This is a genomic window from Pantoea sp. SO10 (assembly GCF_005281435.1).
Taxonomy (GTDB): domain Bacteria; phylum Pseudomonadota; class Gammaproteobacteria; order Enterobacterales; family Enterobacteriaceae; genus Pantoea; species Pantoea leporis.
On record NZ_CP040095.1, the window covers coordinates 3,888,181 to 3,910,807 of the forward strand.

Genomic DNA, 22,627 nt, shown 5'->3' on the forward strand with positions numbered 1-22,627 from the left:
TGATAAGGAGGTCGCTATGCTACCAATCCCGGCCCTGTGTTGGCTATGCCGCCTGCCGTTGCAGATTGCCAGCCACGGTTTGTGCAGCCGCTGCGTGCAGCAAATTCCGCGGCTACCGGCACTCTGTCCCTGCTGCGGTTTACCGGCCAGTGGAATGCAGCCCTGCGGGCGCTGCCTGCGCCGCCCGCCGCCGTGGCAGAGCCTAAGCTGCGTCAGCGATTACCTGCCGCCGCTGAGCGATTGGGTGCAGCAGCTGAAGTTTTCTCGCGTAACCGCACTCAGAGTGATGCTGGCGCGGCTGATTTTGTTAAAATTGTTAACAATGCGTCGTGATTACCGGCTGCCGCGTGTAGATTTGGTGCTGAGCGTACCGCTGCATCGTCGGCGCGCCTGGCAACGCGGCTACAATCAGGCGGCGCTGCTAGCAAAACCGCTGGCTCGCTGGCTGGGCTGTGAATATCGCGAAGCGGTAAAGCGGGTGCGACAGGGCGCAGTTCAGCATTCATTGAGCGCCAGCGCGCGCAAAAAGAACCTGCGCGGCGCGTTTCGCCTTGAAATGCCGGTGCGCGGACGCCATATCCTGCTTATCGACGATGTTGTGACGACCGGAAGTACCGTGGCGGAAATTAGCCGCATCCTGCTGGCGCAAGGCGCGGCCAGCGTACACATTGGTTGCCTGTGCCGTACCTTGTAGAGCGTCGGTGTTGGGCGTATTATAACCAAGTAATTTAGTCAACTATTGAGCAATCGCCATGATCGTTATTACTGATGCTGCGCAAGAGCACTTCTCAAAATTGCTGTCCAAACAAGAAGATGGCACTCAGATTCGCGTATTCGTCATTAATCCGGGTACGCCAACCGCAGAATGCGGTGTTTCTTACTGCCCACCCGATGCAGTAGAAGCGACTGATACCGAATTTAAGTTCGAAAAACTGTCAGCCTTTGTTGATGAGCTGAGCGCACCGTACCTCGATGACGCAGAAATCGACTTTGTTACCGACAACCTCGGTTCGCAGCTGACGCTGAAAGCGCCTAACGCCAAAATGCGGAAAGTCTCTGACGATGCGCCAATGGTGGAACGCGTGGAATATCTGCTGCAAGCGCAGATTAACCCGCAACTGGCTGGCCACGGCGGTCGCGTATCGCTGATGGAAATCACCGATGACGGCATCGCCATTCTGCAATTTGGCGGCGGCTGTAACGGTTGTTCGATGATCGACGTCACGCTGAAAGATGGCATCGAGAAAGAGCTGCTGGCAGCCTTCCCTGAGCTGAAAGGCGTGCGCGATTTGACCGAGCACCAGCGCGGCGAGCACTCGTACTACTGATTAAGCACGCGGCAGCGACCCGACGCTGCCGCGCGTTCTTCAACGCTTCCTGCGCCCGGTATTTACCGCATTCAATAAGCCCGGCACGTTTCCTCTAAACATCTTTTCGATTGTGACGCTTAACTTGCGCCGCCAGTTTGGATATTCATCTACCGTACCCGGCACGTTGACCGGTGAAGTCATAGCAAGCCAGTCTTCAGGTTGCAGCCCCAGCAATGCGCTGTTAGTGCGCGCCAGATAGCGGTGGAAGCCGCGATTGAGCATCGGTGTGAAGGACAATCGGCTGGCAACGGTACCGTGGCGCGCAGGCAACGTATTCATCTGATGCAGCGCATCCAATAGCGCCTGTTTTTGTTTATCCCTTTGCCTTAGCAATGACATGTATACGCTCTCCTGGTACAAGCCCAGTTTGTGACCCAGAAAAAGATCCTCATATCTCCAGAATCCCGCCAACGTCGGCAAATCATGGGTACTGGCGCTGGCAATCGACTGCACGGGATACTCGTGCGGCTGACGATAGCTGCCATCGCCGTGCTGCTCGAAGAACAACACTTTCCACGAGAAAATGCCGCTTTTGCGCAGCAGGCTGACGATCTCTTTTGGCACCGTGCCGAGATCTTCGCCAATGACCATGCAGCGATGGCGCTGACTCTCCAGCGCCAGGATCGCTAGCAGATCCTCAACCGGATAGGCCACGTAAGCACCTTTATCCGCGCTTTCGCCGTAGGGAATCCACCACAAGCGCAGCAGCGCCATCACGTGATCGATACGCAAAGCGCCGCAGTCACGCATATTGGCGCGCAGCAGGTCGATAAAAGGCTGATAGCCGCGCGCGCGCATCACATGTGGATCGAGCGGCGGCAAACACCAGTTTTGCCCCTGCGGACCGAGGCGATCCGGCGGTGCGCCAACGGAAGCGCCGAGTTTATACAGTTCCGGATCCTGCCAGGTTTCGGCGCTGCCTTGCGCCACGCCGACCGCTAAGTCGCGATATAATCCCACTTCCATGCCAAGCTGCTGGCTAATTTGACAGCAGATGGCAAACTGCTCTTGCGCCACCCACTGCAACCAACTCCAGAACTGAATCTCCTCTTCGTGTTCCGCACACCATTGCTGCACCTCCGGCAGCAAAGCGTTGCGCCAGCCTTGCGGCCAGTTGGTCCAACCCCATTCATCAGGATGCTGCTGGCTGCGTTCGGCGAGAATGCCATCAAACGCCGCCTGATAACGCAGATGGTCGCCGCCCTCAACGATAAATTGCTGGAATCCGGCATCTTCAGCGGCGCGCGGCTGGAAGCGCTGCCAGGCAAAGCGCAGCGCGGCCAATTTCAGTTTGGCCACCGTGCTGTAATCGACAAACTCAGCCGCGCGCGCCTGATCCAGCGCTTTGCGTGTTTTCGCCCTTTGCCACCAACGCTGCGCTGCCTCGCTACGCTGAAAATCCTCCAGCCGATTAACGTCGATATACAGCACGTTGAGCCAGCGACGCGAGGTTGGGCTGTAAGGACTGGCATGTTCTGGCTGTGCAGGATAAAGCGCATGCAAAGGATTAAGGCCAACGAAGTCACCGCCATTATTGGCAACGTTCTCCAGCATTTGCGCCAAATCGCCGAAGTCACCAATGCCCCAATTGTCATCCGATCGCAGCGTGTAAAGCTGTACTAACGCGCCCCACAGTTTCTCTCCTTGCTCGACTGATGCCGGGATAAAACAACGGCGTGGCGCAATGATGATGCGGGTTTGCCACTGCTGGCGACCTTTGCGTAGCGTGAGCTGATGATAACCTTGTGACAGACGCGGCGGCAGTGTGAGCGGTTCTCCGCCCTGCACTTCGCCGCTGAAGCTTTTGCCCTGTTCGGTTTGTAGCTGCCAGGAAAAGGCGCCGCTGCCTTGTGGCGTCAGTTGGCGCTTGCTGCGAGCGGCAAATACCTGCACCGGCGGCAGCGGTGGCGCTTTACCGGTTGGCGTTTCCATGACTGCCAGCAACGCGCGTTTGGTCTCATCGCTGATGGTTTCCGGCTCGCCGTGCGCATTGATAAAGCGCAGCGAAATGCCGGCATCCTGTGTCGCCTGGTCCAGCTTGTTGAGCGTCATCGTGTCTCCAAAATCATCAATCGTGTCTTTATCGGGCCGCCTGCCAAATCCGCTGCTGATAATCGCGAATTGAACGGTCAGAGCTGAAGCGGCCGGTGTGAGCGGTATTGAGGATCGCTGCGCGCGTCCAGGCGTCCGGGTTTTTCCACAACGCTTCCACCCGCTGCTGCGCGGCGATGTAGGCATCAAAGTCGGCCAGCACCAGCCAGGGATCGCCATTTTTGGTCAGGCTTTGCAGCATCAAATCAAACGCATGCTTATCGCCCTCGCTGAACTTGCCCTTCTCCAGCTCCTTCAGCAAACCATCCAGATAAGGATTCTGTTTACGCAGCTTTTTCGGGCTGTAGCCGCCCGCCTTCAGCGCTTTCACCTCATCCACGCTGTTGCCGAAGATAAAGATATGCTTCGCGCCCACCGCTTCAGCAATCTCCACATTGGCGCCGTCCAGCGTGCCAATAGTGAGCGCGCCATTCAGCGCCAGCTTCATATTGCCGGTGCCGGAAGCCTCATAACCGGCGGTGGAAATCTGCTCGGAGAGATCGGCGGCCGGAATCATCAGCTCTGCGGCGGTGATGCGGTAATCCGGGATAAACACCACTTTGAGGCGATCGCTGACGAGTGGATCGTTGTTAATCACCTCCGCCACTTTGTTGATGGCATAGATGATATTTTTGGCGAGGTAGTAGCCGGGCGCGGCTTTGGCGCCAAACAGGAACACGCGCGGCACGAAGTCGGGGTTATCCGGGTTGTCGCGCAGCTGGCGATAGCAGTGCAGCATATGCAGCAAACTGAGGTGCTGACGTTTGTACTCATGCAGTCGCTTAATCTGCACGTCAAACAGCGCATCCGGATTGATATCAATGCCGGTCACGCGCTTGACGTAGAGCGTCAGCCGCTGTTTGTTTTGCTGCTTGATGTCGCGAAACTGCTGACGAAACGCCTTCTTGCGGGCGAAAGGTGCCAGCCACGCCAGCGCATCGAGATCGTTGGCCCACTCAACCTGCAGGCTGTCATCGATCAGCGTCGCCAGCAGCGGATTACACTGTTTCAACCAGCGGCGCGGCGTGATGCCGTTGGTCACATTATGGAATTTGTTCGGCCACAGCAGGTGATATTCCGGGAACAGATCTTTCACCACCAGCTCGGAGTGCAGCGCCGCCACGCCGTTGACGGCGAAACAGCTCACCACGCACAGATTCGCCATACGCACCTGACCATCAGCCACCACCGCCAGCTTGTGCCAGATCGCTTTATCGTCTGGCCACCGTTGCTTCACCACCTTTTTCAGGCGGCGATTAATCTCACGGATGATCAACATATGGCGCGGCAGCAGGTCGCGCACCAGCTTCTCATCCCAGCGCTCCAGCGCTTCCGGCATCAGCGTGTGGTTAGTGTAAGCAAAAGTGCGGCTGGTGATATGCCACGCATCGTCCCAACTCAGTTGATGCTCATCCAGCAGCACGCGCAGCATCTCCGGGATGGCGATGGTGGGATGCGTGTCGTTAAGCTGGATTACTTCGAAATCTGGCAAAGTGCGAATGGCGCGCCCGGCGAGATGATGACGCCGCAGAATATCGCCCACCGCGCAGGCGCACTGGAAATACTGCTGCATCAGGCGCAGCCGCTTACCTTCGGCATGATTATCATTGGGATAGAGCACTTTGGTCAGCTTGTCGGCTGCAATGCCTTGCTGCTCAGCCTGCAGGAACTGGCCGTTGTTGAACGCGGTGAGATCGAACGGCTGCGCGCTGCTGGCTTTCCACAGGCGTAGCGGCAGCGTGATACCGTTGCGATAGCCCACCACCGGCAAATCCCAGGCTTCGCCTTTGAGGTGAATTTTAGGTCGCCAGCTGAGGCTACCATCGTGGTTCTCTTTGACCTTGCCGCCGAGGCCTACCTGCACATCCAGCGCGGCGTTGTAGCGGAACCACGGATAGCGATCGCGCTGCCAGTCATCCGGCGCTTCCTGCTGCTGTCCGTCGGCAAACGTCTGACGAAACAGGCCGTATTGATAGTTGAGGCCGTGGCCCATCGCAGCCTGGCCGACGGTCGCCATCGAATCCATATAGCAAGCGGCCAAACGCCCCAATCCGCCGTTACCGAGTGCCGGATCCACCTCCTCTTCCAGCAGTTCGCTCAGCTCAACCTGATGTTCCGCCAGCGCGGCTTGCACTTCGTTATACCAGCCAAGATTGAGCAAATTGTTGCCGGTCAAACGCCCCAGCAGAAACTCCATCGACAGATAGTTGACGTGGCGCTGCCCGTGTTTGGCTGGCACAGGTGGCTGCGTCGCCAGCATTTCTGCCAGCACGCGGCTCAGCGCTTGCCACCATTGCTGCGGTGTCATTTGCTGGGCGGAAGTGAGTCCGAGATGCTGCCATTGGCGGGTGAGCGCGGCGTCGAAACGTGTTTTATTGAATTTTTGCTGCGACATATCAATCCCTTCGAGTCCGTTAACGGTAAAGCCGGGCGAGCGCAAGAGGTGAATGGATAAGTAAAGCTGGGGGCGCAGAAAAAAGCGACAGGGAAATGCAGGTGCGGTGAAAAAAATCGGTGCTGATTTTTGTAGCGGCGCGATTTATCGCGCAATAAATTGCGCCGCTACGGCATTAGCAAAGTTCGAGGTGAACTTCGTGCTGTTCAATCACTTTCAGCACGCTGGCCGGCGGGCTTTGATCGGTATACATGTAATCAATCAGGCTCATATTGCCGAGGTTGACCATCGCATTACGGCCAAACTTCGAGTGATCCACCACCAGCATCACGCAGCGCGAGTTTTCGATGATGGCGCGTTTGGTGCGCACTTCGTGATAATCGAACTCCAGCAGCGAACCATCCATATCAATGCCGCTGATGCCGAGAATGCCGTAATCGAGGCGAAACTGCGAAATGAAGTCCAGCGTCGCTTCGCCCATGATGCCGCCATCGCGCGTGCGCACTTCGCCACCGGCGATAATCACGCGGAAATCCGCTTTCGCCATCAGCAGAATCGCCACGTTGAGGTTGTTGGTGACAACGCGCAGATTGTTGTGATTGAGCAGCGCATGCGCCACCGCTTCCGGCGTGGTGCCGATATCAATAAACAGCGTGGCGCCATCAGGGATCTGGCTCGCCACGCGCTCGGCGATGCGCGCTTTCTCCGCCGACCACATCATTTTACGATCCTGCCATGCGGTATTTTCTGAGCTGGACGGCAGCGCCGCCCCGCCGTGATGGCGCATGATTTTGTTCTGATCGGCCAGGTCGTTCAGGTCACGCCGAATGGTTTGCGGGCTGACTTCAAAGTGATCCACCAGCTCTTCGGTACTGACATATCCCTGACGCCGGACCAGATCGATAATGGCGTCATGACGTTGCGTCTGCTTCACATCTCTCTCCTCGGCTCGTGGCCGCTTCTTTTATTGGTGCTGCTAACGACGCGTAATCTTACGCGTATCAACAAATGCCATCGCTAAACCCACCAGCAAGCCGGTGACGTGCGCGGCGTTGGCGATCGACAGACCAAATGCGCCGTACCAGCCAATCACCAACCATACGACCGCGAAGCCAATCAGGCCGCGCTCGAGATAAATACCACTTTCGGGATCGCGCTCGCCGCGCAGCCAGCAGTAACCCATCAACGCGTAAACCACGCCCGACAAACCACCAAACAGCACGCCGCTGAACTTGGCCTGCATCCAGCCGGTTAGCAGCGCCGAGATCAGCATAATCACAAACAGCTTGCCGCTGCCGAGACGCTTCTCGACCGCACCGCCGAGATACCACCACCACATCAGGTTGAACAGGATATGCAGCAGCGAGAAGTGCAGTAGCGCATGGCTAAACCAGCGCCACACCTGGAAATATTGCGAGGAATCCGCCGGCCAAGCCAGCCACTCCAGCGCCACATCATCACCGACGATCTGCATCAGGATAAACACCGCGATGCAGGCGATCATGATGGTCATGGTGAGCGGACCTGCGCGTTCGCGAATGCTCGCCCAGATGTGGGTGCGCTCGTAGCGCAAGCCACTTTCGGTGTTGCCGCTATGCCAGCTGGCCGCCTGATAGCGCGGATGGTTGGGATCGCGCACGAACTGCGCGAGTTCGTTTTCGACCCTCTCCAGCTTGCTTTCGTCATCCAACATAATGACAAAGTGGCTTTCGCGCTCAATGCGTAGCGTCACGCCGCGAGTCGCCATGTAGTCGACAAACGCCTGCGCCATGCGCGGATTATTGAACTGGGTGATGCGCATCATGCGGTGATCTCCTTCCTTATGCGATGGGCTCAGGCGTCGCCGAGGGCAACCTGCGCCGGGAATGCCGCGCGCCAGGCATCAAATCCGCCGTCAATGCTGTACGCCGCGCTGAATCCCTGGCCCAGCAGGAACTGAGCCGCGCCTTTGCTGCTGTTGCCGTGATAGCACATCACCAGCACCGGCAAAGCCTGATTGGCGTTGGCGATGAAATCCGCCAGATTGTCGTTGGTCAGGTGCTGCGCGCCCGCCGCGTGGCCCATCATAAAGCTCTGCGGATCACGGATATCCACCAGCTGCGCACCTTGTGCCAGATGCTCTTGCGCCTGCAGGACGTTAATACACTCGAAGGTTTCCATGGTGTCTCTCATTACTTCATCACAATTAGCGCCTAGTTTAACCTGAGAACGCGCCGCGATAACCTGACAAGTCCTGTGGTTATGTGATTTTTTTCCTGTCGGAATGTTAGCTATATCACGCAAAAATGTTTTTATTCAGTTAACCGCTGGCGTAGATGTTGGTTTCCGATTATTATTACGCTCGAAAACGAACATTTTAGAACTATTCCGAACATCGGAGGAGATGACGTGGAAACCAAAGACCTGATCGTGATCGGCGGCGGCATTAACGGAGCCGGCATTGCAGTGGACGCTGCAGGACGCGGACTGTCGGTGCTGATGCTGGAGGCGCGGGATTTGGCCTGTGCAACCTCCTCCAACAGCTCGAAATTGATTCACGGCGGCCTGCGCTACCTTGAACACTATGAATTCCGCCTGGTGGGCGAAGCGTTAGCAGAACGTGAAGTGCTGCTGAAAATGGCCCCGCACATCGCTTTCCCGATGCGCTTCCGTCTGCCGCACCGTCCGCATCTGCGTCCGGCGTGGATGATCCGCATGGGCCTGTTTATGTACGATCGCCTCGGCAAACGCACCACGCTGCCGGGCAGTAAGAGCCTGCGTTTTGGCGCGGATTCGGCCCTCAAGCCTGAGATCACGCGCGGATTCGAATATTCTGACTGCTGGGTTGATGATGCGCGCATGGTGGTACTCAATGCGCAAGAAGTGGAAAAACAGGGCGGCGAAGTACGCACCCGCACGCGCGTGACCCGCGCCTGGCGTGAAGCCGGTTTGTGGATGGTGGAAGCCGAAGATATCGACAGCGGTAAAACCTACACCTGGCGTGCCAAAGGTCTGGTCAATGCGGCCGGTCCGTGGGTAAAAGAGTTCTTCGACGATGGCCTGAAGCTGAAATCGCCGTACGGCATTCGTCTGATCAAAGGTAGCCACATCGTGGTACCGCGCGTCCATCGCGAAAAGCAGGCGTATATCCTGCAAAACGAAGATAACCGTATCGTGTTTGTGATTCCGTGGATGGATGAGTTCTCCATCATCGGCACCACCGACGTGGAGTACAAAGGCGATCCGAAAGACGTGAAGATCGATGACAACGAAATCAGCTACCTGTTGAACGTGTTCAATGGACACTTCAAACAGCAGCTGAGCAAAGATGACATCGTCTGGACTTACTCGGGCGTACGTCCGCTGTGCGATGACGAATCGGATTCGCCGCAGGCCATCACCCGTGATTACACGCTGGATGTGCATGACGACAATGGCCAGGCGCCGCTGCTGTCCGTGTTCGGCGGCAAGCTGACCACCTATCGTAAGCTGGCGGAACATGCGCTGGAGAAACTGACTAAATACTACCCGAATATCGGCCCGGCCTGGACCAAAAACGCGGTATTGCCGGGCGGGGATTTCTCCGGTTCACGCGAGGATTACACCGCCAGCCTGCGTCGTCGCTATCCGTTTATTAGCGAAGGTATGGCGCGTCACTTTGCGCGGACTTACGGTAGCCGCACCGAAGAGCTGCTGGCAGGCGCGAAGAGCATCGACGATCTGGGTGAAAACTTCGGTCACGAGTTCTACGAAGCCGAGCTGCGTTACCTGGTGAAAAACGAATGGGTACGCGAGCTGGATGATGCGATTTGGCGTCGTACCAAACAAGGTATGTGGCTGAACGAAGCTGAGCAGGCGCGCATTGCCGAGTGGCTGGCGGTCAACGCACAGAAACCGGCGTTGTCGTTAGCGTCATAATCCCAGCCAAATAAAAGGCCGTTATCCTGATGGGATAACGGCCTTTTTTTATGGAAAACAGCGCGATAAATCGCGCCGCTACGAATGCGTGCACACACTGTAGCGGCGCAATTTATTGCGCGAATTTGACCTTATAACCCCGCATTCTCGCGGATGTACTTACGCGCTTTCACCGCATATTCGAACGGATTGGCCAGCGCCGGATCCTGTTCCGCTTCCACCACCATCCAGCCTTTATAGCCGTAATCGTCGAGGATTTTGAACACCGGTTTGAAATCGATCACGCCATCGCCCGGCACGGTGAAAGTGCCCTTCTTCACGCCATCCAGGAACGACAGCGATTTCTCACGCACTTCGGCTACCACGCTGTCGCGCACGTCTTTCAGATGCACGTGGAAAATACGCGGCAGATATTTGGTCAGCACATCCAGCATCGCCTGCTGTGAACCTTCGGAATAGTAGATGTGGCCGGTATCGTACAGCAGGCCAACATTCTCATTGGTCGATTCCATAAAGCGATCGATCTCGGCTGGCGTCTGAATGCCGGTGCCCATGTGATGGTGCAGCGTGACGCGCATGCCTTTCTTCGCGGCGATCTCCGCCAGCTCGTTGTAGCCTTCTGCGGTTAAGCGCCACTCTTCATCGCTGAAAATCGGCTTCTGCTCCAGCACCGCCAGCGTGGTGCCCTGAATACTTTTGCTCTGCTCGGAGCAACCAATCACGCGCGCGCCCATCGCATGCAGGAAGTTCATGTGATTGGTGAATTCGTCAATGGTTTTCGCTTTGTCGCCGTTGGCGAAGAAGGTGCTGAACCAGGCGTTGCAGATCTGAATGCCACGGATATCTAGCATCGGCTTGAGAATCGCCGGATCGCGCGGATATTTGCTGCCCACTTCGCTACCGGTAAAGCCCGCGAGCGCCATTTCACTCACGGTTTGCTGGAAGGTGTTTTCGCTGCCCAGCTCTGGCATGTCGTCGTTAGTCCAGCCGATTGGCGCGATCGCCAGTTTAACGTTGTCTTTGTTCATGGTGTTGTCCCTGATTCACAGAGGCGGCCGCTGAGCCGCCGAGGAGTATTTAGCGCACAGCTCAGTTATTTGGCGTAGAAATCCGGACGCGGCGGCATGGTTACCGGCTCAATCGCACCGCTGTTCTGCGCTTTGTGGCAGGCATCGGCGGCCACGGAAGCAGCAAAACCATCCCAGGCAGAAGGTCCGGTCAGTTGACCGTCTTTCACGTCATTAATAAACGCTTGCAGCTCAACGTCATAAGCATCAATGAAACGGTCTTTCCAGTCGGTCAGCAGCGGCACGCCGAGACGCGCGTTTTTGCGCGTTTGGATCGCCGAAGGCTCCGGCAGCTTAGCGATGCCCTCTTCGCCCACCACTTCACACTGAATGTCGTAGCCGTACGCGCAGTTAACGAAGATCTCCACATCAATGCGGATGCCTTTCTGCGTTTCGAACAGCACGATCTGCGGATCTTTCAAATTGGCATGAGACTTCGACGTGGTGCGCGGGAACACCACCTGCACGGTTTTGTAGTCGTCTTCGGTCAGCCAGCGCAGCACGTCCAGCTCGTGAATCAGGGTGTTAGTGATCGCCATGTCGGTGGTGTAATTCTCGCCGACGCTCTGGTTGCGGTGCGCGCAGTGCAGCATCAGCGGTTCGCCGATTTCACCGTCAGTGATCACTTTTTTCAGCGCGCGATAGCCGGCATCGTACGGGCGCATAAAGCCTACCTGCACCAGACGTTTACCGTGTTTAATCTCGGCATCCACAATGCGACGGCAACCTTCAGCGCTCAGCGCCAGCGGCTTTTCACAGAACACCGGTTTGCCGGCCGCGATTGCCGCTAGCGTAAACTCTTCGTGGGTCGGATCCCAGGACGTCACCAGAATGGCATCGACTTCCGGCGAGTTGATCACCTGATGACCATCCTGATACACCTCGGCTTCGATATTCAGACGTTGCAGCGCAGCACGCGCGCCTTCTATGTTGATATCAGAAACCGCCACCACTTTGGCACCCTGCAAAACGTTATTGCAGCGACGAATGTGTTCCTGACCAATTGCACCGGTACCAATTACACCGAGTTTGAGCGTCATAATTACACCTGTAGAGTCGGATAAGTTAGGGTAAAACAAGGCCGGAGAGCTCCGGCCTAAAAGAGGTTTTAATACTTACGTGCTTGTTCGATATGCACGTTAAGGTTGTCGGCCACTTCTTGCGTGCGCGTTGACGTAGAGGTTTGCGCCACGCCGACGTGCCACCAGCTGAAGTATTTGTGCACCATGGTTTTTGGCAGCACTTTGATGTCGAACAGCACGGAAACGGTCTGCTTCTGCGCGTCGATCAACGCGGCTTCCAGCTGTTCCAGCGTGGTAATGCGGTAGGTTTTGCAGCCGTAACCGCCGGCGATCGCCGCGAAGTCCACCGGCACAAAGCCGCCATCCAGCTTGCCCCCTTCCGGATTACGGAAGCGGAACTCGGTGGTGAAGCTGTCCATGCCGTGTTCCATCTGCAGGTTGTTGATACAACCGTTGGTCATGTTATCCAGCAGCACCACGTTGATTTTCGCCCCTTCCTGAATCGACGTGACCAGCTCGGAGTGCAGCATCATGAACGAACCGTCGCCAACCATGACGTAGACTTCACGCTGCGGCTGCGCCAGCTTTACGCCCAGCGCGGCGTTCACTTCATAACCCATACAGGAGTAGCCGTACTCAACGTGGTACGAGTTGTAATCTTTGGTGCGCCACACGCGCTGCAGGTCGCCCGGCAGACTGCCCGCTGCCGCGACGATCACCGCATCCTTTGGGAGCTGCTCGTTTAAGGTGCCCAGCACGCTGCTCTGCGTCAGCACCGATTTCGTCAGGCGCTCAAACTCGGCAAACAGCGCTTCGCGATCGGCGTGGTCGGCGATTTCCGGAATGAAATCGTCGGTGTTATAGGTGGCAGCATAGACGCGCTGCGTCTCTTTCAACAGCTTGCTTTGCGACAGCTCAATCTGGCCGCCCCAATGGTTTTCGAAACCTTGCAGCCCGCTTTCCAGCGCGGTTAAACCTTCACGCGCATCCGCCAGCAGCTGCACCGCATCCAGCTTGTAGCTGTCGAAGTTGCTGACGTTGAGGTTCAGATAACTGACGTCCGGATTCTGGAAAATCCATTTCGACGCGGTGGTGAAGTCGGTGTAACGCGTACCGATACCAATCACCAGATCGGCCTCTTTCGCCAGCAGGTTGGCCGCCAGGCAGCCGGTTTCGCCCACGCCGCCGACATTGAGCGGGTGATCGGAAACGATGGTGCCTTTACCGGCCTGAGTTTCGGCAAACGGAATGTTGAAGCGCTCGGCAAATTTCAGCAGCGCATCCCCGGCATCGGAATATTTCAGGCCACCGCCGACAATGATCAGCGGCTTGTGTTTACGCGCAATCAGCGTCAGCGCATCTTCTAATTGCGCGGCAGTTGGCAAGCGGCGATCCAGACGATGCACACGTTTCTGGAAAAAGTATTCCGGGAAGTCCCAGGCTTCGCCCTGCACGTCCTGCGGCAGCGCAATCGTCACCGCGCCGGTTTCCGCCGGATCGGTCAGCACGCGCAAGGCGTTGATGCAGGCAGTCATCAGCTGTTCTGGACGGCTGACGCGATCCCAGTATTTGCTCACCGCGCGGAACGCGTCGTTGGTGCTGATGCTGAGATCGTGGCTCTGTTCAATCTGCTGCAATACCGGATCCGGTTGGCGCGTAGCGAACACATCGCCCGGCAGCAGCAGTAAAGGAATGCGGTTGGCGGTCGCGGTGGCAGCAGCGGTAATCATGTTGGCCGCGCCGGGACCGACCGATGAGGTACAGGCGATAATCTGACGACGCAGCGACTGCTTGGCAAAGCCAATGGCAGCGTGCGCCATGCCCTGCTCGTTACGGCCCTGATGCACCACCAGATCGCCGCTGTCCTGCTCCAGCGCCTGTCCCAATCCCAGCACGTTGCCGTGACCGAAAATGGCAAAAATGCCTTTCACAAATTTGGTTTCAACGCCGTCAACGTTCAGGTATTGGTTATCAAGAAATTTTACCAGCGCCTGTGCCGTGGTGAGTCTGATTGTGCCCATATGCTTCTTCCTTTACATGCTGGTACCTGCGGCGAGGTACATCGCGGTTCGGGTAAAAACTGCCGTTCACGGCGCCCGCGGATTAAGTGAAACGTGAGGCGATTATAAACAAATATTTTTTTCATTAAACACGATTACAGAAGAAACATTTCATTTTGCGATGGAGATCAAATTCAGCAATGAAACGTGGGCTGCGCAAGCCGCGAAAGGGGGAAAAGTGGAACAGTAACAGGTCATTTGCAGGTCATAACGAAATTTCATTTCACTTCAGTAGCTTCCTTGATTCGCCAGCAATTTCCTGAGACCTGGCTCACAAGCCTGACTATCACTGAAACTCCGAAAGATTCCAACGCTGCTTTGCGGCCTGGTCAGAGTTTTACCTGGCTCACAAAATCGTGATGGATGTTTCATTTCATATTGAATTTGGAATTTTTATTCCTCATACTGCGACCAAAGCCAATCAGGCACCTTGAGAACCCGGAAGCAAAGCGCTCGACGTTGGGCGGCAGCGCCCGCAGTGTCTGCTTATCACAGAAGGAAACAATAGGTATGAGTACACAACAGAAGCGGCTTGATGTGATTTGTATCGGACGCATCGCCGTCGACCTCTACGGTCAGCAAATTGGATCACGCCTGGAAGATATGACCAGCTTCAACAAATATCTCGGCGGGTCTTCCGGCAACGTGGCCTACGGTACGGCGATTCAGGGCCTGAAATCGGCGATGCTGGCGCGCGTAGGTGACGAGCATAACGGCCGCTTTTTGCGTGAAGAGCTGCAACGAGCGGGCTGCAATACCGATGGCCTGATTACCGATAAGCAGCGCCTGACCGGGCTGGTGATCCTTGGGATCAAAGATGAAGAGAGCTTCCCGCTGATCTTCTACCGCGACAACTGCGCCGATATGGGGCTGGTGCCGGAAGATATTAACGAAGATTTCATCACCTCTTCACGTGCGGTCGCCGTCACCGGCACGCACCTTTCGCATCCGCAAACCCGCGCCGCCGTACTGAAAGCGCTGGATATCGCCAAACGCAACGGCCTGCGCACCGCGCTGGATATCGATTATCGTCCGGTACTGTGGGGATTGACCTCACTCGGCGACGGCGAAACGCGTTTCATTGAATCGGGCGAAGTGACGCAACAGCTGCAGGAAGTGCTGCACTATTTCGATTTGGTGGTCGGAACGGAAGAAGAGTTCCATATCGCTGGTGGCAGCACCGATACGCTGACCGCGCTGAAAAATGTGCGTAAATCGAGCCAGGCCACATTAGTGTGCAAACGCGGTCCGCTGGGTTGCGTGGTGTTTGAGGGCGAGATCCCGGATAGCTGGGAACAGACCAAACTGCAGAGCGGCGTGCGCGTTGAAGTGCTGAACGTGCTGGGTGCGGGCGATGCCTTTATGTCGGGCCTGCTGCGCGGCTGGCTGAATGATGAAAGCTGGGAGCAAGCGTGCCGTTACGCGAACGCCTGTGGCGCGCTGGTGGTTTCGCGCCACGGCTGTGCACCGGCGATGCCGACCAAAGAAGAGCTGGATGATTTCCTAAGCCGCGATAAAGAGGTGAAACGTCCGGATCTTGATGTACGTCTCAATCACTTGCATCGCGTCACCACGCGTAAACAGCAGTGGCCAGAGCTGAATGTGTTCGCCTTCGACCATCGCAAACAGCTGGCTGATATGGCGCGCGAAGCGGGCGTCAGCGAAGCGCGCATCCCAGAATTGAAACTGCTGCTGCTGCGTGCCGCAGAAGAAGCGGCCAATGAAGCCGGCCTGAATGAAAAGAGCGGCATCCTCGCGGACACCACTTACGGCCAGAAAGCGCTGAACGCGATTACCGGTAAAAACTGGTGGATTGGGCGACCAATTGAGCTGCCAAGTTCACGTCCGCTGCGCCTTGAACACGGCAACATCGGCTCACAGCTGGTCGACTGGCCAGCCGAGCACGTGGTGAAATGTCTGGTGTTCTACCATCCGCACGACAGCGCGGAACTGCGCAAAGAGCAGGATGAGCTGGTGCTCGATGTGTGGAATGGCTGTAACAAGAGCGGGCACGAACTGCTGCTGGAGCTGATTCTGCCGGAGAGCAATCCGGACCGTAACGAATCCTACTATTACGACATGCTGAGCCACTTCTACAGCCTTGGCATTCAGCCAGACTGGTGGAAACTGCCGCCGCTGTCTGCCGAAAGCTGGCAGGCGATCAGCGGGTTGATCGAGCAGAACGACCCGCACTGCCGCGGCATTCTGCTGCTGGGCCTCGATGCCCCGGAAGAGACGCTGAAAGCCGGTTTCGCCGCCGCAGCGCAAGCGCCGTGGGTGAAGGGTTTCGCGGTAGGCCGCACCATCTTCGGCCAGCCGTCACGCCAGTGGCTGCAAGGCGAGCTGGATGATACAGCGCTGGTTGAGACCGTGAAAGGGAACTACCTGCGGTTGATCGGCTACTGGCGCGCTGTGCGCGGTTAAGTGCGAAGTTAGCTGGGAAAAAGCGGCCAATTGGCCGCTTTTTTGATTGTGCTCGCTGGCCCTCATCCTCGCCTTCTCCCGCCAGCGGGAGAAGGGACCGATCCAGCCATTGTTGAGTATTGAACGCGATCCGGTGTACCGCACAAGACGGTTCCCTCGCCCGCTTGCGGGAGAGAGTTAGGGTGAGGGGAAAACCTGCATATTCTGTGAGGCATTTCATAAACCGATGAAATAAGCGTCATGATGATGTCAAACAAATGAAATTTTCCATCCATCTGGTACTATAGCGCTCATTATCCAGCCATATTTTCTTTTCTAGCGGGCCGAAGTAATGACCAATAATCCAACGCAATTAACCTTGTTACAGGACGAGATCCGTCGTCGCTATGAGACGCTGAGCAAACGCCTGAAGCAGGTGGCTCGTTATATCCTTGATAACAGTAACAGCATCGCTTTCGATACCGTTGCTTCCATCGCACAACATGCCGATGTGCCGCCCTCCACGCTGATCCGCTTTGCCAACGCCTTTGGCTTCAGCGGCTTCAACGAAATGAAACAGGTTTTCCGTCAGCACCTGATGGAAGAGACCGTTAACTATACCGAGCGCGCACGTCTGTTCCGCCAGACCGCCACCGACGACAGCGCCACTTCACCCGAAAGCCCGGCCGAAATCCTCAACGTCTTCACCATGGTCAACAGCCAGGCGCTGCAACAGCTGGCGATGCAGGTGAATCCGGACCAGCTCAACCGCGCGGTGAAAATGCTCGATGAAGCCGAGAACATCTACATCATCGGCCTGCGTCGCTCATTCAGCGTGGCATCGTATCTGGTGTATGCGCTGCGCCATCTGGAGCGTCGTGCGTTTCTGATCGACGGCCTCGGTGGCATGTTCACCGAGCAGCTGAGCATGGTGAACCCGAAAGACGTGGTGATCGCCATCAGCTATTCGCCATACGCGCGTGAAGCGGTGGAGTTGGTTGAGTTGGGTGCCAAACGTGGCGCGCATCTGATCGCCATCACCGACAGTCAGGTCAGCCCGCTGGCCGCCTTCAGCGATGTGTGTTTTGTGGTGCGTGAAGCGCAAGTGGATGGCTTCCGTTCGCAGGTCGCTTCGCTGTGTCTGGCACAGACGCTCGCCGTGTCGCTGGCGCTGAACAACAACGTGATCAGCGAATAATCTCTTCGCAGAGTCGACCAGCTAACAAAAAAGGGCAGCCAATTGGCTGCCCTTCTTACATTGATGTGCAATCTACGAACGCGGATACTGGTCGCTGTTCACCCAGGCGTGATCTTTCTCCCAGGTAAATTTCCACAGACGTTTTGGACCCGCCATGACGTTGAGATAGTAGTTATCGTACCCGGCAATGGTTGCCACCGGATGATAGCCACGCGGCACCGTCACCACATCGCGGTTATACGGCGCCATGCACTCGTCGAGGGAACGGTCGTCGGTATAAACGCGCTGCATGGCGAAACCTGGCTCGGGATCGAAACGGTGATAGTAGGTCTCTTCCAGATAGGTTTCGTCCGGGCTGTTTTTCTGGTCGTGCTTGTGGCTGGGGTACGAACTGGTCGCGCCTTCATCGGTGTAGACTTCCACCACCAGCAGGCTGTCGGCCTCTTTATTGTCCGGCAGAATGTTGTGCACCAGACGCTGATTACGCCCTTTACCACGCCGCTCAACACCAACATCTTCCGGCGCAATCAGTCGCGCCGGCAGGTTGCCGCTGCTCGGTGCATTACACACCGCCAGCTCCAGATCGCTATCCGCATACACTTCCACTTCGTCGTTATGCGGTACGTAAACTGAGTAAGGCGGAGTGCGTTCAAACGGCGACAGACGCTTACCCAGATTCGGAAACTCGGCGTGACGGGTTTTCACCGACGCAAAGCCCGCCACCAGCACCAGACACAACTCTTTGTCGCCGCTACTCAGCTTCAGGCTCTGCCCTTTTTTCAGCAGATAAGCGTCGAAGCCGACATATTCCCAGCCCGCGCTTTCCGGCGTGACGTGCTGGATGCGGCCGTTACTGTCGGGTTTTTGCGCTTTCGAAATCAGAGACATCCTGTTCCTCCTTGTTGAGCGAAATTAGCCCAGCGTCGGCATGCTGAACTCAGATACGGTCTGCTGGCCGCTCGGCCAACGCACGGTGGCGGTTTTCATGCGGGTGTAGAAACGCACGCCGTCTGGACCGTGCACGTTCAGCGCACCAAATACCGAACGCTTCCAGCCGCCGAAGCTGTGGAACGCCATCGGAACCGGAACCGGCACGTTGACGCCAACCATGCCAGCTTCGACGTTCTGCACGAACTCACGCGCGGTGTGGCCGTTGCTGGTGAAGATGGCGCTGCCGTTACCGAATTCGTGGCTGTTAACCAGCTGCAGTGCGCTGTCGTAATCGCTGGAACGCATGATGCTCAGCACCGGCCCGAAGATCTCTTCGCGCCAGATGGTCATATCCGGCGTCACATTGTCGAACAGCGTGCCGCCAACGTAGTAACCTTCTGCATGGCCAGCAACCTGTATGCCGCGGCCATCAACCACCAGCTTCGCGCCTTCCTGCTCACCTTTGTCGATGTAGCCCAGCACTTTCTTCTGGTGCGCAGCAGAAACCACCGGCCCCATTTCATTCTCTTCGGCACCTTTCTGGATGCCAGGACCGACGCGCAGCGCTTTGATCAGCGGCGTCAGACGCGCAATCAGTTTGTCTGCGGTGTCGTCACCCACGGCAACCACAACCGGCAGCGCCATGCAGCGTTCACCCGCTGAACCAAACGCGCCGCCCATAATGGCGTTCACGGTGGCATCGAGATCGGCATCGGGCATCACGATGGCGTGGTTTTTCGCCGCGCCAAACGCCTGCACGCGTTTACCGTGGGCGCTGGCAGTTTTATAGATGTGCTCCGCTACGCCGGAAGAACCCACGAAGCTGACTGCGGCGATGCGCGGATCTTTGTACAGCTGCTCGGCATCTTCGTTAGACGAATGCACCACGTTGAATACGCCATCCGGCAGGCCCGCTTCTTTCAGCAGTTCGGCCATGCGCACAGATGCGGAAGGATCCAGCGCCGGTGGCTTGAGGATAAAGGTGTTGCCGCACGCCAGCGCGATGGGGAACATCCACAGTGGCACCATCGCCGGGAAGTTAAACGGTGTGATACCGGCGACAACGCCGACCGGCTGCATCAGCGAATAGCTGTCAACGCCGGTGCCCACGCTCGGTGAGTTTTCACCTTTAATCAGATGTGGAATACCGCAGGCATACTCGATCACTTCGATACCGCGCGTCAGTTCACCCAGCGCATCGGACCACACTTTACCGTGCTCAGACACGATCAGTGCCGCCAGCTCTTCGCGATGTTTTTCCATCAGCGCTTTAAAGTTGAACATCACACGGGCACGACGCAACGGCGCGGTTTTCGACCATTCCGGGAAGGCGGCATGCGCGACTTCAATCGCCTTTTCCACTTCAGCAGCGGTGCTCTGCGTCAGTTCACGCACGACTTTCCCGGTCGCCGGATCGTACACGGGAATGGTTTCATTGCTGGCGCTGTGGGTAATTTTGCCGCCGATAAAGTTTCCTACGATAGTCATGTCGTTGCCTCTTAGATGTGAAGTTCCCTGCAGATAGCCCGTTCGAACCGCGACGCTGCGTGTGCAGGCAATGCTTAAAGCGTGCTATGAAGCTATCGTAATGAAATGAATTTTTCAAATACTTATTTTTAGAAAATTTCCTTTTAGCGGCATGGATCGCATTTTTTCCGCCTGCGCTGACAGCCGGGTGTAAATCAGCCTGTAGCGCTGCACTGCTGGTGCTAAAGGCTCGCCAAACCGCTCTGCCGCTAAGCCGTTGCCCGCACCGAATTTATGTCTGAAATCCAGCTTCCCCATGCAATGCGAAACGAAATATGAAATTTTTGCGAGGCAGATCCAATATCTGATATTTCATAATTCAATAATAATGAAATAAATGTTCTCTTTGCAGCACCTAATCCGTATCCGTTTACAGGAGCCGCACATGGCCATCGATCCGACCCGTTTCTGTATTAACCGTAAAATTGCGCCCAGGCTAACGCTGGAAGCCTTCTTTCAGCTGGTACAACGCCTGGGATTGAGCAAGGTTGAACTGCGTAATGACATGCAGAGCGGCAAGGTAACCGATGATCTCAGCGCGGCGCAGCTGCGCGCGCTAGCGGATAAGTACCACATTGAAATCGTGACGATTAACGCGCTCTATCCGTTTAACCGTGCCGATGAGTCGCTGCTGGCTAAAGCCGACGCGCTGCTACAGGAAGCTCAGGCCATCGGCGCAAAAGCGCTGGTGATGTGTCCGCTCAATGAAGGAGTTGAGATTTCGCCCCAGCAGACGCTGGAAGCGCTGCAGGTACTGGCGCCGCGCTTTGAAAAGTATGGCATTCAGGGGCTGGTTGAACCGCTGGGCTTCCCGGTCAGTTCGCTGCGCTCGGCGGTGCAGACGCAGCAACTGATTCAGCAAGCAAAAGTCCCGTTTAAGGTACTGCTCGATACCTTCCATCATCACCTGTATGAGAACGCCGAAAACGAGTTCCCGCAGGAGATTGATATCAACCATATTGGTCTGGTGCATTTATCCGGCGTGGAAGATACCCGCCCAACGGCGCAACTGACCGATGAACAACGCATCATGCTCAGCGACCGCGATGTGCTGAACAGCGTGGCGCAGGTGAAACGTCTGGAGATGTTGGGCTATAAAGGCGTGTATGCCTTTGAACCGTTTTCATCCGAGCTGGAGACGTGGAAGCCAGCAGACATTGAGCGCCAAATTCGCTACAGCATTGAGTTGCTGCAAGCCTAAACGAACCCTTATCTGTGTCTAATGACACATTTTGTTAGTGTTGGCCTCGGTCGGAGGCCTTTTTTTCATACCCGTCATATTTTAAGCCATAGCTGCGTTGGCTTCTCGTGCTCACCCCAGTCACTTACGGGCGTAAGCTCCTGGGGATTCTCACGCTTGCCGCCTTGCTCTGACTTAAACTATTTAGGGTATGCCTGAGTTCAATAGCAAAATTATGCATTCTCCTTAATCTCCACCATCGGCTCTTCCGGCATCCGCTTAATCATGCGCAGCGTGCAGAACAGCGCTAAACACACCAGCAGTGCGGTGAGGAAATAGACCAGCGACACGCCGGCATAACTCATGATGAAACCGGCGATCGGGCCGGTGATGCCCAGCGATAAATCCATAAACGCCGTATAAGTCGCGAGCGCGCTGCCCTGATTCTGCTGCGGCACCACTTTCACCGCCACCACGCCAATCGCCGGGAATACCAGCGAGAAACCCGCGCCGGTGAGGAACGCGCCCATCTTCGCCATCCACGGGTCGAATGAACCGGCCACCAGAAACAGGCCCATCGCTTCTACCGCAAAGCAGATACTCGCCACGCGCAAACCACCGAGCTTGTTGATGGCATTCGGAAACAGCAGACGCGTGCCGACGAACGCGGCGCTGAACATGGTCAACGCGAAGGCGGCGCCATCCCAACCTTTATCCTGATAAAACAGCGTGATAAAGGTGGCGATCACGCCAAATCCGGCGGAACCCATCGCCAGAATCAGGCCGAAACCATACACCTTGCTCAGCACGTCACGGAACGGCAGCGGCTTGGCTTTGCTGCCTTTCACCGGTGCACGCGGCAGCGCCAGCGCAATTGCCAGTAAACAAATGGCAATGATGATGCTGGAAAGCAGCAGCAAGCCGCCGCTGCGGAAAATCACCACGCCGAGCGGCGCACCAATCGCCATCGCGCCATAGGTGACAATGCCGTTCCACGAAATCACCCGGCCAATATGCAGCGAACCGACGCGCGCCACGCCCCACAGCGACGTACCGGTGCCGGAAAAACTCTGTCCGATGCCGAGAATCACGCGCCCCAGACACAGCAGCACCAGGCTCAGCACGCCCTGCCCATCGCTGAGCGCCGACAGCAAAATACAGATGCCGCTCAGCAAGCATCCCACCAGCCCCAGCACCACCACTTTTTTCGGCCCCCACATATCGGCATAGCGTCCCGCGTGTGGGCGACTGAGCAGCGTGGCGATGTATTGCAGGCTGATCACCAATCCGGCCCAGAAGGCGTTGTAACCCAGTCCGTCATGGACAAAACCGGGCAGCACCGCCAGCGGCAAGCCGATGGTGAGATAGCTGGCAAAGTTGAACTTCACGATGGAAAGGATCAGTAAATTGAGGCGAAAACGGCCGTGTTCAGGTGCGGCGGCAGGCGAGTCAGGCATGAGTGATTGCGCTCGTGGGTGACGGAATTT

General features: G+C 56.6%; 17 protein-coding genes. 6 read left to right on the plus strand and 11 right to left on the minus strand.

The features are described from left to right. Positions 1–16 precede the first annotated feature (16 nt). Both gntX and nfuA read left to right on the plus strand, forming a co-directional pair. Positions 17–694, plus strand: a complete 678-nt coding sequence (gene gntX / locus FCN45_RS18035) for a DNA utilization protein GntX (protein ID WP_101762685.1) — start codon at positions 17–19, stop codon at positions 692–694. A 58-nt stretch (positions 695–752) separates the two neighbouring features. Then, a complete protein-coding gene (gene nfuA, locus FCN45_RS18040; RefSeq protein WP_064741235.1) occupies positions 753–1,328 on the plus strand; it encodes a Fe-S biogenesis protein NfuA in 576 nt (191 codons plus the stop codon). A 39-nt stretch (positions 1,329–1,367) separates the two neighbouring features. On the opposite strand, the gene malQ is transcribed toward nfuA, so the two are convergent. The 5 genes from malQ to glpE form a co-directional block, all read right to left on the minus strand. Next, positions 1,368–3,422 carry a 4-alpha-glucanotransferase gene (malQ, locus tag FCN45_RS18045; RefSeq protein WP_137386667.1) on the minus strand — a complete coding sequence of 685 codons (2,055 nt, stop codon included), beginning with the start codon at positions 3,420–3,422 and terminating at the stop codon, positions 1,368–1,370. Positions 3,423–3,450: 28 nt separating this feature from the next. After that, positions 3,451–5,856, minus strand: a complete 2,406-nt coding sequence (gene malP, locus FCN45_RS18050; protein WP_137386668.1) for a maltodextrin phosphorylase — start codon at positions 5,854–5,856, stop codon at positions 3,451–3,453. A 175-nt stretch (positions 5,857–6,031) separates the two neighbouring features. After that, complete coding sequence (locus FCN45_RS18055) at positions 6,032–6,790, minus strand: DeoR/GlpR family transcriptional regulator (protein WP_101762688.1); 759 nt, start codon at positions 6,788–6,790, stop codon at positions 6,032–6,034. A gap of 42 nt (positions 6,791–6,832) precedes the next feature. Next, positions 6,833–7,657 (minus strand): rhomboid family intramembrane serine protease GlpG, encoded by an 825-nt coding sequence (glpG, locus tag FCN45_RS18060; protein ID WP_137386916.1) that lies wholly within the window; start codon positions 7,655–7,657, stop codon positions 6,833–6,835. A 32-nt stretch (positions 7,658–7,689) separates the two neighbouring features. Further along, complete coding sequence (glpE, locus tag FCN45_RS18065; RefSeq protein WP_008107933.1) at positions 7,690–8,016, minus strand: thiosulfate sulfurtransferase GlpE; 327 nt, start codon at positions 8,014–8,016, stop codon at positions 7,690–7,692. A 228-nt stretch (positions 8,017–8,244) separates the two neighbouring features. On the opposite strand from glpE, the gene glpD reads away from it, so the two are divergent. After that, a complete protein-coding gene (gene glpD, locus FCN45_RS18070) occupies positions 8,245–9,753 on the plus strand; it encodes a glycerol-3-phosphate dehydrogenase (RefSeq protein WP_110867634.1) in 1,509 nt (502 codons plus the stop codon). Between the two features lie 131 nt (positions 9,754–9,884). Here the strand turns inward: glpD and iolE are convergent, their stop codons facing one another. The 3 genes from iolE to iolD all read right to left on the minus strand — a co-directional run bounded on the left by iolE (position 9,885) and on the right by iolD (position 13,863). Continuing rightward, the gene (gene iolE, locus FCN45_RS18075) at positions 9,885–10,781 is read right to left on the minus strand and encodes a myo-inosose-2 dehydratase (protein ID WP_137386669.1); all 897 of its coding nucleotides are present in this window, start codon (positions 10,779–10,781) and stop codon (positions 9,885–9,887) included. Between the two features lie 65 nt (positions 10,782–10,846). Next, a complete protein-coding gene (locus FCN45_RS18080) occupies positions 10,847–11,860 on the minus strand; it encodes a Gfo/Idh/MocA family protein (protein WP_137386670.1) in 1,014 nt (337 codons plus the stop codon). Between the two features lie 68 nt (positions 11,861–11,928). Further along, complete coding sequence (gene iolD, locus FCN45_RS18085) at positions 11,929–13,863, minus strand: 3D-(3,5/4)-trihydroxycyclohexane-1,2-dione acylhydrolase (decyclizing) (RefSeq protein WP_137386671.1); 1,935 nt, start codon at positions 13,861–13,863, stop codon at positions 11,929–11,931. A gap of 549 nt (positions 13,864–14,412) precedes the next feature. On the opposite strand from iolD, the gene iolC reads away from it, so the two are divergent. Next, complete coding sequence (gene iolC, locus FCN45_RS18090; RefSeq protein WP_137386672.1) at positions 14,413–16,326, plus strand: 5-dehydro-2-deoxygluconokinase; 1,914 nt, start codon at positions 14,413–14,415, stop codon at positions 16,324–16,326. Positions 16,327–16,657: 331 nt separating this feature from the next. Continuing rightward, a complete protein-coding gene (locus FCN45_RS18095; RefSeq protein WP_064741245.1) occupies positions 16,658–17,503 on the plus strand; it encodes a MurR/RpiR family transcriptional regulator in 846 nt (281 codons plus the stop codon). Between the two features lie 72 nt (positions 17,504–17,575). Here the strand turns inward: FCN45_RS18095 and iolB are convergent, their stop codons facing one another. Beyond that, a complete protein-coding gene (gene iolB, locus FCN45_RS18100; RefSeq protein ID WP_137386673.1) occupies positions 17,576–18,391 on the minus strand; it encodes a 5-deoxy-glucuronate isomerase in 816 nt (271 codons plus the stop codon). A 24-nt stretch (positions 18,392–18,415) separates the two neighbouring features. Beyond that, positions 18,416–19,921, minus strand: a complete 1,506-nt coding sequence (locus FCN45_RS18105; protein WP_137386674.1) for a CoA-acylating methylmalonate-semialdehyde dehydrogenase — start codon at positions 19,919–19,921, stop codon at positions 18,416–18,418. 424 nt (positions 19,922–20,345) lie between these two features. Here FCN45_RS18105 and FCN45_RS18110 point away from each other — a divergent pair, with 424 nt between their 5' ends. Continuing rightward, entirely contained in the window at positions 20,346–21,161 is an 816-nt protein-coding gene (locus FCN45_RS18110) for a TIM barrel protein (RefSeq protein ID WP_137386675.1), read from the plus strand. A 212-nt stretch (positions 21,162–21,373) separates the two neighbouring features. Here FCN45_RS18110 and FCN45_RS18115 read toward each other — a convergent pair whose 3' ends face one another. Beyond that, on the minus strand, positions 21,374–22,597 hold the full coding sequence (locus tag FCN45_RS18115) for an MFS transporter (RefSeq protein WP_137386676.1): 1,224 nt from the start codon (positions 22,595–22,597) through the stop codon (positions 21,374–21,376). Positions 22,598–22,627: the final 30 nt, after the last annotated feature.